15 protein-coding genes are annotated in these 15,101 nt (G+C 68.7%); 6 read left to right on the top strand and 9 right to left on the bottom strand.

Features of this window, described 5'->3' with window-relative positions; genetic code table 11:
* Nucleotides 1-210: 210 nt before the first annotated feature.
* Entirely contained in the window at nt 211-4,182 is a 3,972-nt protein-coding gene (locus tag ACWDKQ_RS25530) for an nSTAND1 domain-containing NTPase (RefSeq protein WP_450141289.1), read from the bottom strand.
* On the bottom strand, nt 4,155-4,478 hold the full coding sequence (locus ACWDKQ_RS25525) for a CU044_2847 family protein (protein WP_450141288.1): 324 nt from the start codon (nt 4,476-4,478) through the stop codon (nt 4,155-4,157). The genes ACWDKQ_RS25530 and ACWDKQ_RS25525 overlap by 28 nt, the downstream gene beginning before the upstream one ends.
* Before the next feature lie 202 nt (nt 4,479-4,680).
* On the opposite strand from ACWDKQ_RS25525, the gene ACWDKQ_RS25520 reads away from it, so the two are divergent.
* Both ACWDKQ_RS25520 and ACWDKQ_RS25515 read left to right on the top strand, forming a co-directional pair.
* Nucleotides 4,681-5,814, top strand: coding sequence for a glutathione-independent formaldehyde dehydrogenase (locus tag ACWDKQ_RS25520; RefSeq protein WP_450141287.1), 1,134 nt, complete (start codon nt 4,681-4,683; stop codon nt 5,812-5,814).
* 230 nt (nt 5,815-6,044) lie between these two features.
* A complete protein-coding gene (locus tag ACWDKQ_RS25515) occupies nt 6,045-6,212 on the top strand; it encodes a hypothetical protein (RefSeq protein ID WP_450141286.1) in 168 nt (55 codons plus the stop codon).
* A 27-nt stretch (nt 6,213-6,239) separates the two neighbouring features.
* On the opposite strand, the gene ACWDKQ_RS25510 is transcribed toward ACWDKQ_RS25515, so the two are convergent.
* Nucleotides 6,240-6,584: an aromatic-ring hydroxylase C-terminal domain-containing protein gene (locus tag ACWDKQ_RS25510; RefSeq protein ID WP_450141285.1), complete on the bottom strand. Its 345-nt coding sequence runs from the start codon at nt 6,582-6,584 to the stop codon at nt 6,240-6,242.
* Nucleotides 6,585-7,140: 556 nt separating this feature from the next.
* On the opposite strand from ACWDKQ_RS25510, the gene upp reads away from it, so the two are divergent.
* Nucleotides 7,141-7,764 (top strand): uracil phosphoribosyltransferase, encoded by a 624-nt coding sequence (gene upp / locus ACWDKQ_RS25505; protein WP_450141284.1) that lies wholly within the window; start codon nt 7,141-7,143, stop codon nt 7,762-7,764.
* Between the two features lie 305 nt (nt 7,765-8,069).
* Entirely contained in the window at nt 8,070-9,419 is a 1,350-nt protein-coding gene (locus ACWDKQ_RS25500; protein WP_450141283.1) for a glycoside hydrolase family 18 protein, read from the top strand.
* A 173-nt stretch (nt 9,420-9,592) separates the two neighbouring features.
* On the opposite strand, the gene ACWDKQ_RS25495 is transcribed toward ACWDKQ_RS25500, so the two are convergent.
* Nucleotides 9,593-10,183, bottom strand: coding sequence for a TetR/AcrR family transcriptional regulator (locus ACWDKQ_RS25495; protein ID WP_450141282.1), 591 nt, complete (start codon nt 10,181-10,183; stop codon nt 9,593-9,595).
* A gap of 53 nt (nt 10,184-10,236) precedes the next feature.
* Here ACWDKQ_RS25495 and ACWDKQ_RS25490 point away from each other — a divergent pair, with 53 nt between their 5' ends.
* Both ACWDKQ_RS25490 and ACWDKQ_RS25485 read left to right on the top strand, forming a co-directional pair.
* Entirely contained in the window at nt 10,237-10,443 is a 207-nt protein-coding gene (locus tag ACWDKQ_RS25490) for a type II toxin-antitoxin system VapB family antitoxin (protein WP_450141281.1), read from the top strand.
* 14 nt (nt 10,444-10,457) lie between these two features.
* Entirely contained in the window at nt 10,458-10,838 is a 381-nt protein-coding gene (locus tag ACWDKQ_RS25485; RefSeq protein WP_450141280.1) for a type II toxin-antitoxin system death-on-curing family toxin, read from the top strand.
* 195 nt (nt 10,839-11,033) lie between these two features.
* On the opposite strand, the gene ACWDKQ_RS25480 is transcribed toward ACWDKQ_RS25485, so the two are convergent.
* The 5 genes from ACWDKQ_RS25480 to ACWDKQ_RS25460 form a co-directional block, all read right to left on the bottom strand.
* Nucleotides 11,034-11,369 (bottom strand): hypothetical protein, encoded by a 336-nt coding sequence (locus ACWDKQ_RS25480; protein WP_450141279.1) that lies wholly within the window; start codon nt 11,367-11,369, stop codon nt 11,034-11,036.
* Nucleotides 11,370-11,716: 347 nt separating this feature from the next.
* Nucleotides 11,717-12,169, bottom strand: a complete 453-nt coding sequence (locus ACWDKQ_RS25475; RefSeq protein WP_450141278.1) for a flavodoxin family protein — start codon at nt 12,167-12,169, stop codon at nt 11,717-11,719.
* Nucleotides 12,170-12,171: 2 nt separating this feature from the next.
* Nucleotides 12,172-13,833, bottom strand: coding sequence for a phospho-sugar mutase (locus ACWDKQ_RS25470; RefSeq protein ID WP_450141277.1), 1,662 nt, complete (start codon nt 13,831-13,833; stop codon nt 12,172-12,174).
* Between the two features lie 259 nt (nt 13,834-14,092).
* Nucleotides 14,093-14,902: a purine-nucleoside phosphorylase gene (locus ACWDKQ_RS25465; protein WP_450141276.1), complete on the bottom strand. Its 810-nt coding sequence runs from the start codon at nt 14,900-14,902 to the stop codon at nt 14,093-14,095.
* Between the two features lie 11 nt (nt 14,903-14,913).
* Nucleotides 14,914-15,078 (bottom strand): hypothetical protein, encoded by a 165-nt coding sequence (locus tag ACWDKQ_RS25460; protein WP_450141275.1) that lies wholly within the window; start codon nt 15,076-15,078, stop codon nt 14,914-14,916.
* Nucleotides 15,079-15,101: the final 23 nt, after the last annotated feature.

Below are 15,101 nucleotides of genomic sequence, written 5' to 3'. Positions count from 1 at the left end.
CGCCCCCCACCACTCATCGGCATATCCCACGCTCACGCCAAAGTGATCATTTCGGCTACTACCGCCCCCACAGTGACCGACTCGCTTATTTGAGGACTAGGTCGCCCGGCAGTGCGAAGCCGGTGCCGAGGAGCACCTGGCCGGAGACGAGCCGGACCAGCGATGCGGCGAGGGGTTCGTCCGCGGTCAGGTCTGCCATGTCGCGTCTCCTCATCTGCACGGCGGCTCGTCGCTCACGCCTTCGGGGAGCAGGTTCCGTTCCTCGACGGTGAACTCCCGGTCCGAGATCCGGCACAGGTTGCGGAACCAGAACTCCGGGTCGAGCGGGATCGATTCCTGGTGACCGGGCAGTCGGTCGAGGACGAAATCGCCTCGCCCCACCGCCTGCTGCTCCACTTGCGATCCCAGCTTCATCGAGGCCACCATGCGGCGTTCGCCCCAGTTCCAGACCTGCACCGCGGTGACGTCCTTGGCGAACAAGTACGGCCCGGACATCCCGATGAGCCTCACAGGGCCCGGGGCGATCAGCGGCGTGATCTCATCCATCTTGATCAGGTCGACCAGCCGGATCGAGTTGTTCGCCCGGTCCGTCATCGCGGCAACGGAGCCGTCGGCGGATACGACCAGGTCGGTGACCCCGAGCCGGAACGCGTGCGCCTGCGTTCTGGTCCGCAGGTCCCACACCGAGAGGCCGTCGCTGGTCTGCGCCAGCAGCTGGTCCGGATTTCCCGGGCGGAGCGCGATCTTCGGGCCACCTGGCAGCGACTCCCATGCCGGCGGCACGTCGAGCTCCACCGGCGGCGCGGTCTGCGTGCCCGTCCGCGGATCCCAGAACGACAAGACGCCCAGATGTCCCACCAGCACGCGCCCGTCCGGGGCGGCTGTCAGCGACGCCGCCGCGTGCCGGTATGTCTCGTCGCCGTCGCGTCCTGCGGGGGAGGGCATCCGTACCTCGCGCTCCAGCACCAATCCCGCCGTGCGGTAGATGCGGAGCGCTCGACCGGCCACCACCAAGATCCGCTCCCCGGAGGCGTCGAAGGCCAGCCCGTCCGGCTTCTTCGGCAACGGCTGGCGGTTCAGCAGCGCGCCGCGCTCGTCCAGCAGCGTCAACCCGGTTTCGTCACCGCTGCCGACGTAGACGTAGGTGATTAACGACCTGCCGTCCGGGCTGAGGGAGCTCGAATCGGGGTCGACCTTCGGCGGTTTGGCACCGCTCGCGCTGGTGGGGAGCGAACCCACCTGCACCGCGCCGTTGCGGGCCGACACTGCGGTGAATGCGCCGCCCGGGCCCGGGATCAGCACCGGGTTCGGGTCGTAGGGGGCACCCCACGAAACGGGGACCGATGAGTTCCCGAAGGCCAGCAGGGCTCCGGTTCTCCAGTGCAGGGCATGTGTCAGACGCGCGCCGTTCGGGTCGTTGTCGAGCAGCAGGTACTGCCCGGTCGCATCGGGGTAGATCGCGCAGCCCGGGTCGGGGAACTGCCCGGTGACCGCACCGGTGAACGAATCGTGGATGACCAGCGTGTCGTCGCTGCAGGTCACCGCATGCGTTCCGGCGTCGAGGACGGCGGTTTCCGCGTTCGCGCCCTCGCCCGCCGGGAACGCGCGGATCTCGGCGCCGGTCGCCAGGTCGCGCACCACCGGCTCGTACACGTGCGCACCACCCAGGCGACGTCCGCGGTACTCGATGAGCACCAGCGACCGGCCGTCCGGCGCCGGGTAAGCGTCCGTGACCGGCTGGTTCCCGTTCCAGGCGTAGGTCAGCGGGTTCGGGATCTCCTGCCCGCTGTCGAGGTCCCAGACTCGCACCTGCTTCGGGGAGCCGACGGGTGTCCAGTCGTCCGGCCTGGCTGCGAGGAAGCGGCCGTTCGCGCTGAACGCGGGGGAGTCGGCCACCAGTTGCGGATCCAGGACCATCGGATCGCCATCGGGGCGGCCGAGATCCCACACCCGCAGGCCGGGTTCCGGGCCGGAAGCGGCTAACCGCCGCCCATCCGGGCTCAGGGCGAACTCGCCGTCCGCTGTCACCGGTATCTCGCGGCGAGCGCCGTCGGGGTCCGGCAGGTTCCACCACGCGGTCAGGCGCCCGGTGGGCTCGCGCGGTACCAGCACCGCGACCCGGCCATCCGCGCTGGCGTGAATTTCCCTGATATCGCGAAAAGGTTCTTGGTCCAGCACGTGGTCCACGCCGCGCCAGTACAACCGCTGTTGGAGCAGGGCGCCGTCGGCATCGACGCTGTCGGCCTTTTCCTTCCAGGCCGCGAGCGCCAATTGCAGCGCTTCCAGCGGGTTCACTTCGGTCGCGCGATTCGAGGCCTGCGCGAGCGAAGCGGCGTTGATGAACCGCAGCCGGTCGCCGAGCTCGGCGTTGTTCCCGACCACCACCGCGGTCAGGACCGCCGCGACCAGCGTCAAGGTCACCGACACCGCCGTGATGGTGCGCCACCGGTTCTGGGCTCGCCGTTGGGCCGCGGCACTGCGGCGGATGAATCGCTGCTGGTGCTCGAGGATGTCGTCGGCACGCGCCCGCAACCAGTCCGCAGCCTCGCTTAGCGGTGCGTTGCGCAGCAGCCCTCCGGCATCCTGGATCTGCTGGAGCTTCGCTTGCCAGGAAAGGAAATCCGCGTCCGCGGCGAGCCAGCCGCGCAGCTCGGACCACCGCTCGATCAGGGCTTGGTGCGTCAGGTTGACCGTCTGGTCCTGGATCAGCACCAGGCGCTTGGCCGCGAGGTCGTGGGCGACTTCCCGGAGTTCGGGGTCGAGGTCGCCGAGGCTGACGCTGCGACGGGCGTAGCCGCCTTCGCCGTCGGGGCGGGTCAGCCGGACGAGCAGCCGCTTGGCCTGCGCTGCGGCTGCTGGCCGAAAGGTGGCGAGGGCGGAATCGGCGTGCTTGCTCAACGCCCCGGGTAATCGGCCGAGTTCTTGGTACGCCGCGTGGGTCAGCCAGCCGCCGTGCCGGTGGTCCCAGAGCTGCTTGAGTAGTTCGGAGAGCAGCGGGAGCGTGCCGTGCTCCGGCGGGGAGTCGTGCAGGATGGCGTCCACCAGGCCCACTTCGAAGGCGATTCCGCCGATTTCCGCCGCGGGACGGGTGATCGCCTCGCGCAGGCTTTCGCGCTGCATCGGTTCGAGCAGCCAGACGGCCTGGTTGAGCTTCTTGCGGGTCTCCGCCGTCGTCAGGTCGTCCAAGGACCTGGACCGCAACGTCAGCACGACGCGCAGCGGCGCTGGTCGTCCTGTCTGGACCGGGAGCGCGGCGACCCGTTCGATGATCTGCCCGAGCCGAACGCGGGCGGCTTCGGGGTCGGCGGCGACCGCTTCCTCGAACTGGTCGAGGAACAGCACCGTGCCGCCGCCGGCAACCGGGACCGAGTCGATGGGATCACCGGCGTTCAGTTCGGCGATCGTGGCGCCCATCTGCTGCAGCCGGGGCAGCAGACCCGCTCGGACCAGCGACGACTTGCCGGATCCGGACGGCCCGGCGATGGCGATCATGTCCTGCTCGGCGAGCAGTTCCAGCAGCTCCTCGACTTCGTCGTCGCGGCCGTGGAACAGGGCGGCGTCCTTTTCCCGGAACGGCCGCAATCCCCGGTACGGGTTGCGGTCCGGGGTCGTCCAGGCATCGCCGAGCGCTGTCGTCGGTACCAGGTGGGCCGTGGTCCCGCTGCGGGCCGAGGTGGTCGCGACCATGCCGACGACGCCGCGCAGCGCCGCGTCCCACACCGGGGCTCCGCTGAAGCCCGGTTCGATGCGCCAGTGGTCCGGGTCGACCGCCATCTGGATGCGGCCCGCACCCTGTGCGCCGACCAGGCGGCCGGTCACCCAGATCCCGTCCGGCATGTCGTGCGGGAAGCCGAAGGTCCGGAAGCGGTGGTCGCGGACGTCGCCGGTGATCCGGGCCGGAACCGGCAGCGCTCCCGGTGGTGCGTCCGCCAGTCGCAGGATCGCGACGTCCAGGTCGTCGTCCTGCGACAGCACTTCGACGGCGTGATCGTGGCTGCGCAGCAACGGGAAATCGGCTACTGGCGTCGCTTCGCCGACCACGTGGGCGCAGGTGGCGACCACGCCCGGTGCGATCATGAACCCCGCGCCCAGGACGGTCCGGCCCACGCGGAGCCGGACCACCGCAGGGTCGAGCGGATCGGCCGCCAGGCCGGTCATTTGCTGGACTTGGAGTCGCTCCACTCGACGGAAACGTTGAAGTTGGCCTCGCCCGTCGACTTGGCGACCGCGAGGTTGGCTTCCCCGGTGACCTTGATGCCGAACTGCACGCTGATCTTCGACGGCGGCTGTTCCATCGCGCGCAGCTCGCCGAGCACCGCCTCGGCGGCGGACCGGATGTTGCCCATAGCCTTCTGCACGGTCTCGGAGGCCTGCACGACCTTCCCGGCGCCGCCGACCGGGATCGCCCCCTGACCGTCTGCGGCCTCGATGAGCAGTTCGCCGCCGTCGTCCAGCGGCATCTTGACGAGCTGCGCCATGACTCGGAACTCCCGGACTCGTACCTGCGGATTTGATCGAAGTTAGCCGAAGATCGCCCGCTGGTGGGTGAAGTTCCGGCAACTCCCCGCAGGACCCTCGTTCGGGTGACGCCCATCCGTGTCTTGGGTCTTCCCGCTCGGGGTAGTCCCTGGTCGGCATGCAGATGGATTTCGCGCGTCTTCCACCCGGAGGTGGTCAACGATGAAAGCAGTCGTATACCAGGAACCCTTCTCAGTCGCGATCAACGAGGTGGACCGGCCGACGATCGAGCACCCCAACGACGTGATCGTGCGCATTACTTCGACCGCCATCTGCGGCTCCGACCTGCACATGTACGAGGGCCGAACGGCTGCCGAACCTGGCATCGTGTTCGGGCACGAGAACATGGGCATCATCGAGGAGGTCGGCTCCGGCGTGACCAGCCTCAACCGCGGCGACCGGGTCGTGATGCCGTTCAACGTGGCCTGCGGGTTCTGTAAGAACTGCATGGCGGGCAACACCGGGTTCTGCCTGACCGTCAACCCCGGCTTCGCCGGCGGCGCCTACGGCTACGTCGCGATGGGGCCCTACACCGGCGGGCAGGCCGAATTTTTGCGGGTACCGTTCGCCGACTTCAACTGCCTGAAGCTGCCGGCCGACGGCAGCCACGAGGCCGACTTCGTGCTGCTGGCCGACATCTTCCCGACCGGCTACCACGGCTGCGAGCTCGCCCAGGTCTCGCCGGGCGAGAGCGTCGTCGTCTACGGAGCCGGACCAGTCGGGCTGATGGCGGCCTACTCGGCGCTGCTGCGCGGCGCGGCGAGGGTGTTCTGCGTCGACCGCGTGCCGGAGCGGCTGGCGAAGGCGGAGGAGATCGGGGCCATCCCGATCGATTTCTCCAAGGGCGACCCGGTCGAGATGATCAAGGAGCAGACCAGTGGGGAGGGCACCGACAAGGGCGTCGACGCGGTCGGCTACCAGGCGCAGGTCGGCGACGGCTCGAAGGAGGAACCGGCCGTCGTGCTGAATTCGCTGATCGATACCGTGCGCGCGACCGGCCGGCTGGGCGTGCCGGGCCTGTACGTGCCGTCGGACCCCGGCGGACCGAACGAGGAGGCGAAGAAGGGGATGCTGCTCGTCTCGATAGGCCGGATGTTCGAGAAGGGCCAGGTCATCGGCACCGGGCAGTGCAACGTGAAGCGCTACAACCGGCAGCTGCGGGACATGATCATCGCGGGCCGCGCGAAGCCCAGCTTCGTCGTCTCCCACGAGCTGTCCCTATCCGAGGCGCCGGACGCCTACCGGAAGTTCGACCAACGCATCGAGGGCTACACCAAGGTTGTCCTGCACCCGTGAGCAGGACGCGGTGAAGGGCACCTCCGAGTAACTCGGTTGCCGGTTCAGGCCCGGTTGCCCAGAGGTGCTCTGCACTCCTGGTCGCAGACGCCGTCGAGCCCGGTACGCACCATGTCGAAGGCGCACTCGGCCGCGGCGAGGTTTCGGGTAGAGGGCGTCGGGCGTTCGGCCGCTGGAGCGCGAGAGGATCGACAACACCGTCGACCTGGTCGCGCTCGGGGAACGAGGAGTTGATCTCGAAGGAGGTCGCCGAGTACTTCGAGGCCGGCGCTACCGGACTCGTCTACGCCCAGACCGCGATCGGTTCAGTGGAGGACGAGTGCCGGAGCTGGGAACTGCTCGGGAAGCTGGCCTCGAACCACGCCCCGAGCTATCGGTTGGGCGTGCAGTTTCAATGAGATTGAACTGCGCACCCGCTGCGGCTTTCAGCGGTCGAGGACCGTGCGGAGGGCTTTTGCCAGGTCGGCGGCGGTGCCAGGCCCTTGGCTGCGCCAGGCGATGAAGTGGTCCGGGCGGACCAGCACGGCCCCGTCCGCGCCGACCCCGTACGGCCCGGTCCAGTCGCCGGTGACTTCACCACCGATCAGTTGCGGCTTCAGCCGCACTGCCAGGGTGGCCGCGACCTCATAAGCGGCCCTGACCCACGCATCGGATCCGGTCAGCAGCACGAAGCTCCTGCCGAACAAGTCGATCGTGGACAGCTCTCCGTCAGATGTGGACAGTCGTACGTGCGGGGCGCGAGCCCGGTCGGCCCGTCGGACGGGGCGCATCCTCCAGGAGTTCGCCCCCGTCGCCGGGCTCCCGGACGACCGCGCTGTTGTGCCGGTAGCCGAATAGCAGCACTGCCGGGTCTTCGATCGGCGGCGCGTCTCCTTCTCGGGCGAGGAACGGTGTTCGTGTTACGAACGCTGTTCTTATAATCGAAGAAGCAGCCCACTGCCTCGGGCGTGTCGGGCCACGGCGAACCGTCGACTGTGGACAACCCGAAATTTACAATTGAATCCGATCGGCGGTTTCAATGAGCGTTTCCATCCTGGTCGATCCGCAGCCGCGGCGCTGGAAGTCCGGCGGCACGGGGACTGCCGGTGGCGGCGTAGTCGCCTTGGCCCACCCTTGCAGCCTGCACCGCCGAGTGTCCTCAACGGCCTTCTCGCGATGGCAGCCCGGACGCCGCGTAGTGGTTCATTCACAATGGAAAACGCCAACGGAAATTGCTGACGGTGACGGCGGGTTGGCACCCGGCTTGCTGCGGTCGGGTGCGACCGGGGACACGTCGTTGAGCAGCGACAACGTGCCTCCTGGGGTTGGCGGTTACTGTTGTCGGTCATGGATGTACGGGTCGTGGACCATCCCCTGGTGAAAGCAAGGCTGTCCACAATGCGTGATGCTCGCACCAACAGCGCCGCGTTCCGCGCCGCGTTGCAAGAGCTGACGCTGATGCTCATCTACGAGGCGACGCGGGGCGCCGAAGTCGCGGTGGAGCCCATCCACACGCCCGTGGCGCGCACCAACGGCTTCCGGCTGGCGAACCCGCCGCTGCTGGTTCCTGTGCTGCGGGCCGGTCTCGGCATGGCCGACCAGGCGCACCGGCTGATCCCGGAGGCTCAGATGGGCTTCGTCGGCCTCGCCAGGGACGAGACGACCCTGCAGCCCACGCCGTACCTGGAGTCGCTGCCCGCCGATCTCGCCGGGCGCCCGGTGTTCGTGCTGGACCCTATGCTGGCCACCGGCGGCTCGATGGTGCACACGATCAGCCTGCTGGCCGACCGCGGCGCCACCGACGTCACGGCGATCTGCACGCTGGCCGCACCGGAGGGCGTGCGCCGACTCGAGGAGTCCGGGCTGCCGGTGCGGGTGGTGACCGCGAGTGTCGACGAGCGGCTCAACGAGTCGGGTTACATCGTCCCGGGCCTCGGCGACGCGGGTGACCGTGAGTACGGCGCGGTCTGACGGCTCCAAGATCGCGCGGTGGATGAGCGTTCCCGATTTTGCCCGAAGCGGGAACGCCTTTGCCGCGTCGCAGCGGGAATTTCCCGATTTCCCTGGGGCTGGGTGCCCTGGAGGTGCCCGGCGCGTCGGGTCGCGGCCGGTCCTACCTGGGATTTCCGGGATTAGCGGGGTACTCGCCGCGGGTGCGGTCATGAGCCGCTCGCAGTAGCGGCGTACGGCCGAACAGGCGCTACCTGGTCTAGACCTGATCGCTCAATATGGTCTAAACCATATTGAGCGAATCCCTCGATGACGCAGGAGTCGCCATGTCAGCAAGACGCCGCTTCCCGTTCCGACTGCCGGTGTTGCTCGCCTCGATCCTCGTGCTGGGACTGTCCTCGATGGCGGCCCCGGCTGGGGCCGCCAACACCCCGACCGCTGCCCAGCCGCAGGCCGTCGCCCGCAAGGTCGGCTACTTCACCCAGTGGTCGATCTACGGCCGCAACTACTTCGTCAAGAACCTCGACACCTCCGGTGCCGCCGCGCAGTTGACCCACCTCAACTACGCCTTCGGCAACCTCGACGCCGACGGCAAGTGCTTCCAGATCAATCAGGCGGGCGAAGGCGATGCCTGGGCCGACTACCAGCGCCGCTTCACCGCCGAGCAGACCGTCAACGGCAAGGCTGACGCCTACGACCAGCCGCTCGCGGGCAACCTCAACCAGCTCAAGCAGCTCAAGGCGAAGCACCCCGGCCTGAAGGTCTACATCTCTTTCGGCGGCTGGACCTGGTCGAAGAACTTCCACGCGGCCGCGGCGACCCCCGAGTCCCGCGCCGCCCACGTCAAGTCCTGCATCAACATGTGGATCCGCGGCAACCTGCCGCACTTCGGCGAACCGCAGGGCGGGGACGGCGTCGCCGCGGGCATCTTCGACGGCGTCGACCTCGACTGGGAGTGGCCGGCCTCCGAGGGCGGCCCCGGCAACGTCGTCAACCCGGAGGACAAGCAGAACTACACCGCGCTGCTGAAGGAATGGCGCACTCAGCTCGACGCCGTCGGCCAGGAGCGCGGCAAGACCTACGACCTCAGTGCGTTCCTGCCCGCCGACCCGAAGAAGATCGAGGCCGGCTACGAGGTGCCGAAGATCTTCGACCTGCTCACCTTCGGCACGATCCAGGGCTACGACCTGCACGGCGCCTACCAACCGACGACCAACCACCAGTCGGCGATCTTCAGCCCCGACGGCGACCCGTCGCCGGAGAAGTGGAGCATCGACCAGACGATCAAGGCCTGGCGCGCAGCCGGGGCGCCGAACGACAAGATGGTGCTCGGCGTGCCTTTCTACGGTCGCGGCTGGACCGGGGTGCCGAAGAAGAACAACGGCCTGTTCCAGAGCTCGACTGGCCCCGCCCCGGCCACCTACGAGGCGGGCATCGAGGATTACAAGGTGCTCAAAGCCAAGGCCGGCTCGTTCACCCTGCACCGTCACGAGAAGGCCGGTTTCGCCTGGCTCTACGACGGAACCACGTTCTGGACCTTCGACGACGCGGCCGAGATCACCCGCAAAGTCGAGTACCTCAAGCAGCAGGGCCTCGGCGGCGCGATGGTCTGGTCGATGGACGGCGACACCCCCGAGGGTGAACTCATGACCGCCATCCACGACGCGCTCGGCTGAGGACGTTTCGGAGCGTGCCGCGCGGCGGTGCGGGCGGTGCAACCCCGAACGCCCCCGCGCCGGGCGGAGAACCGGCACGACCCGGAAGCACTCGTGGGTGCTCGTGGCCGTTGAACAGGCATGGACGCTCACGATGCGCTGCTCCCGGAGGAACCACCTCCTGTCGCTTCGGGTCAGCGCTTCCAACCGGCGAAACCATTGCGCAGCGCCCGCTCGTAGCGGGCGCTGCGCTCATCTTCGGTGGGAGCCGAACCGCTCAGCTCCAGCGAGACCAGGCCGTGCACCAGGGCCCAGGCAGCGAAGACGACCTCGGCCGGGTCAGCGTCGATCAGCTCCCCGCCCTCAATGCCCTTGGCGATGGCGTCCCGCAGTGGCTGGATGCTGCGCAGCGCCTGCTCCCGCGCCTGCTCGTCGGGGGTGAAGTCGGGCACCGCGTGGCCGAACATGATCGAGTAGAAGTGCGGGTTGGCCAGGGCGTTATTCCTGTAGGCGTGGCCCAGCGCGGTCAGGTCGTGCTCCGAGTCGCCGGACCGAGCCACCTGCTCCATCCGGTCGCACAGCCGCCTGAACCCCTCGACGTACAGCTCGCGGACCAGCCCCGGCTTGCCGCCGAACAGGGAGTACACCGCGGTGGTCGAGGTGCCCACGTCCGCGGCGAGCCGGCGCAGGCTGAGCCCTTCCGGGCCGTGCGCGGAGAGCAGCTCCCCGGCCCGGTCGAGCAGGCGGGTGCGGAGGGCTTCGTCGTGCGCTCGCGGTCTCGCCATCGACCGAAAGTATCGCCTTTGACGAGTGGTATCAGCGCGATACCATTTACCGCATGGCCATGACCCTGCGCCTCACCGAGGAAGAGAACCAGCGACTCGCCGAGCTCGCGGCGGCCGAGGGGCGGTCCAAGCAGGAGGTCGTGCGCAGCGCGCTGGCGGAGCGCTGGGCGCGGCAGCGGAAGGAACAGCAACTAGACGACGTCATGCGACGCGTCCTACCGCGATATCAGGGCTTGTTGGACAAGCTCGGTCCTGCATGATCAACTATTGACCGGTGACCGTATATCTCGACACGTCCGACCTGCTCCTGCTCGCGACGGCAGTGGCCGACGGCGACCTGCTGGTGCGGGACAGCGGACTGCTTGACGCCGCGGCGTACCGCCCGCACGCGCAGGTTCTAGGCGTACCCGCCTACGAGACGCTGTGGTTGAAGTCGGCAGCGTTGCTGGATTCGATCGTGCGCACCCGGCCGCTGGCCGAGGGCAACTGGCGGCTGGGCTGGGTGGCCGCGGTGGCGATGTGCGACGTGAACGGCTGGTGGGTGGAAGCCGATGACGAGACGGCCCTGGTGCTGGTCCGCGAGGTCGGCCGCGACCAGCGAGAACTCCCCGAAGTGGCGGACCAGTTGGAGCGCTGGGCCAAGCCCAAGGTCTGAACCTTCCCGTCGGTTCGAATCCGTGGCGCGCAAGGTGATTCGCTACTGTCGGTGCTGAGCTCACAACGGCGATGGCCCGCCCGGGGGGGCCGGGCGGGCCATCGCGATCATTCGTTCGGTTCCGCGGCCGAGGTCCGTTGGTTTCGGGCACTACTCGCCGTGGTCGGCCGACCACGCCGGTACGTGCCGCACGTCTCAGCCGACGGCGCCGCTCTCCAGTCTCCGCAGGGCGATCGGTGCTCCTGCTAGATCCTCTTCGTTGCAGAGCAACTTGAGGTCGTAGTAGGGGGCGCCTTCGCGATCGTCGTAGTCCAGGTGGACTGCGATGACATCGATGGGTTCACCCAGCCAGTTCTGGGCTTCGCGAAGCCATTGGGCGGACCGCTCCAGGGCGGCCGACAGGTCGTCGTCACGGAACTCGACAGGTCGGTAGGGAACGCCCTGAACCTGATCGTTGGGACCGGGGGGCTGTGGGAGATCCACGGAGACGCCGGAGTCGTCGAGTTCGAGTCGGATCGCTTCCTCACTCACTGTCGCAGGGTAACCCCTGCGGCCGGTCAAATGCTGCCGGAGTCCTGCGCGGTTCTCCTCGATCGACCTGCTGAGCTGGTCGGACCGGCCGGCCGATTACCATGAGCGAGGTTCGGGGCGCCCCGAACATCGCGCGTTGATGAGGGAAGGCGGGCTTTGCCCGGGGCGCCCCGCTGCCGTCAAGGGGCGCGCCCCGACGACACGATCAGGTTACTCCGACCGGGCGGACCAAGATCAACTGGGGTTGGTCGCGGAAACGGTGATTTCGCGCGAAGTCACCGCCCGCCAGCGCCGGATGGGGCGCCGTTGCGCGGTCGATGTGAGCTCGGAAACGTTGTTGCGGCCGTTCAGGGCATCAGCCCGGCCGCGACGGTGGCACCGAGTTCCCAGCAGGCCTCCAGCGCATCCTTGTCGGGCTGGCCGAGCACCGTGACCGGTTCCGCCACCTGCTGCCACGACAGACCCGTGGTGATCGACCGGATCGCCGCAAGTGCGCCCTCCACGCCCTCGTTGCCGTGCACGTAGCAGCCGTACGGCCGACCGATCGTCGAATCCAGGCACGGGTAGTAGATCGTGTCGAAGAAGTGCTTGAGCGCGCCGCTGATGTAGCCGAGGTTCGCCGGCGTGCCCAGCAGGTAGCCGTCGGCTTCGAGGACATCGCTGGCGGTGGCGCTCAACGCCGCTCGTCGCACCACTTCGACGCCCTCGATCTCGTCGGTCGTCGCCCCGGCGACGACTTTCTCAAACATCGCTTGCATGCCCGGCGACGGTGTGTGGTGCACGATCAGCAGTCTCGGCATCGTCAGTCCCCCCGCACCAGATCGGAAACCGCCTGCTTCAGCGCGTCCAGCCGGCCCGCGGCCCGCTGCTTCGCCGCCGCCAGTGGGAGTTCGCCGGCGTGCTCGACGACCTGCAGGTAGCACTTGAGCTTGGGTTCGGTCCCGGACGGGCGGATGACGACGCGCAGCCCACCCTTCCCGGTGATCACCAGGGCATCGGTGCCCGGCAACAGGTCGTCCACGTCCACAGTGGTCTCCGCGAGTTCGTTCGGCGGCTGTTTGCGGAGACGCCGCATGATTCGCGGAATTGCGCTCAGATCCGCGACCCGCACCGAAACCTGGCCGGTCTGGTGCACGCCGTGCTTAGCGGAAAGCGCATCGAGCAGCTCCGCAACGCTGCGCCCGGATGCCTTCGCAGTGGCGGCCAGGTCGCTTGCCAGGACGGCGGTGGAGATGCCGTCCTTGTCGCGTACCGCGTCCGGGTCGACGCAATGCCCGAGCGCTTCCTCGTAGGCGTAGACCAGGCCGGTTCCGGCGCCGTCACCGGCGCGCACCAGCCACTTGAACCCGGTCAGCGTCTCGTCGTAGCGGACGCCGAGCTCGGCGGCGATCGAGCGCAGCATGGTCGCCGAAACGATCGTGGTCGCCACCAACGGGTCCGGATCCCTGTCGGAGTCCAGTGTGGACAGGATGTGCTGGGCGAGCAGGACGCCGGTTTCGTCGCCGCGCAGCATCCGCCAGGTGCCGTCTTCCTCGACACCGAGCGCGCACCGGTCGGCGTCCGGGTCCAGCGCGATCGCCAGGTCCGCGCCGACCTCGGCGGCCAGTTCCAGCAGCGCGTCGGTCGCCCCCGGTTCCTCCGGGTTCGGGAAGTCGACGGTGGGGAAGTCCGGGTCCGGTTTCGCTTGGGACGCAACGAGGTGCACGTCATCGAAGCCCGCGCGATGCAATGCCCGCAGCAGCGTCTGCGCGCCGACGCCGTGCAACGCGGTCGCCGCGATCCGGAGCCTGCGGGCGTTGCCGCGCGGCAGCGTCGAAACCCGTGCCACGTAGTCGCCGAGTGCGGACTCGCAGACTGACCAGCTTTCCTCGCGTGGCACCGCGTTCGCTGCCGGAGCCGCGGCGATCGCCGCCTCGATCTCGGTGTCGGTCGGGCTCACCAAGTGAATGCCGCCTTGCAGATACAGCTTGTAGCCGTTGTCCTGCGGCGGATTGTGCGATGCGGTGATCTGGATGCCCGCGACCGCGTGCCGCGCGCGGGCGGCGTAGGCCAGCACCGGCGTCGGCAATGGTTCGGGCAGCATCCGCACGTCGAAACCGGCGGCGGCCAGCACACCGGCGGCGTCGGCGGCGAAATCCTCCGAGCCGTGCCGCGCGTCGCGACCGACCAACACGACACCTCCGCCGTGACCGTGCTCGGTCAACCAGGCCGCCACGCCCGCAGTCGTGCGCACGACCACGGCGCGGTTCATGCCGTTCGCACCCGCGCGAACCGCTGCGCGCAGGCCTGCGGTGCCGAACCGAGGCATGCCGGACATCCGGTCCGCGAGTTCCGCGGCGTCGGCGTCTAGCAACTGCTGCAACTCGGCCTGCGTTCGCGTGTCGATGTCGTCGGCGATCCAGCGCCGAGCGGCCTCGCGCACCTGCGCATTCAGCGTCACGCCACCTCCAGGGCTTTGTTGCATCCTGCAATGATTCCGTCAGTGATTCTGGATGCTGCGGCGACTGCTCGTAACCCGGTTCGGTCTTTTGGCTTTGAAGCGGCGTAGCTGCTCGGCCCACCCAAGCGACCGGCACCGCCGCGGGTTCTCAGGCGTCGTCCGGCCAGGACAGCCCACGAATCCGCGTATGGTCATGCCCGAATCGGTGATCCCGGAGTCCGGACGGCGTCTGAGGTACCGCCACCCGCACCGCCACTCGAACGAGTCCGGTAAACGGCTGCTCCTACGCGGCTTCCAGCAGGGAGCGCAGGAGCTTGCCCATCCGGCTGGCCGAGGCCTTGCCGGCGTCCAGGACTTCCTGGTGGTTCAACGGTTGCCCGGACAGCCCGGCGGCCAGGTTCGTCACCAGCGATAGCCCGAACACCTCGGCGCCTTCGGCGCGGGCCGCGATGGCCTCCAGCACCGTGGACATACCCACCAGGTCGACGCCGAGCCCGCGCAGCATCCGGATCTCCGCCGGCGTCTCGAAGTGCGGGCCGGGCAGCCCGGCGTACACGCCCTCCTCGAGGGAGGAGTCGATGCCGCGGGCCAGTTCCCGCAGCCGCGGCGAGTAAAGGTCGGTGAGGTCCACGAAGTTCGCGCCGACCAGCGGCGACCGCGCGGTCATGTTGACGTGGTCGCTGATCAGCACCGGCTGACCGACCTGCATGCCCTCGCGCAGCCCGCCAGCGGCGTTGGTGAGCACCACGGTCCGGCACCCTACGGCGACGGCGGTCCGCACGCCGTGCACCACCGGCTCGATGCCCTTGCCCTCGTACAGGTGCGTCCGCCCGAGCGTGACCAGCACTCGCTTGTCGCCTACCGGCACGGACCAGATTTTGCCGCTGTGCCCGATCGCGCCAGGCGCCGCGAAGCCCGGCAGGTCGGACGTGCTCAGCTCGGTGGCCGGCCGGCCGATCTCCTCGGCGGCGGGTTGCCAACCGGAGCCGAGCACCACGACGATGTCGTGGCGGTCGATGCCAGTGATCTCGCTGATCTTGGCGGCGGCCGCGCTAGCGGCGGCGGACGGGTCGGAAGGCGTCGTAGGCGTCACGGGCGCGCAGCTTAGTCCGTGCCGAGCCGCGCGGCGGCGTTCCAGCCCGCGAGGAGCGAGTCGGGCGCCTCGCTGGCCTTGGCGAAGGCGAAGTGGTCCACGTAGTCGCGGGATTCGACGTTCTGGCCGTCCCGCACCCGGAGCACGAACACGCAGGGTACGGCGAACGGAGTCACGCCGACCGGAGTAATGACTCCGA

This window comes from Saccharopolyspora sp. NPDC000995, assembly GCF_053599315.1.
Note: the sequence above shows the minus strand (reverse complement) of the source record. Positions and strands in the feature narration are given on the sequence as shown.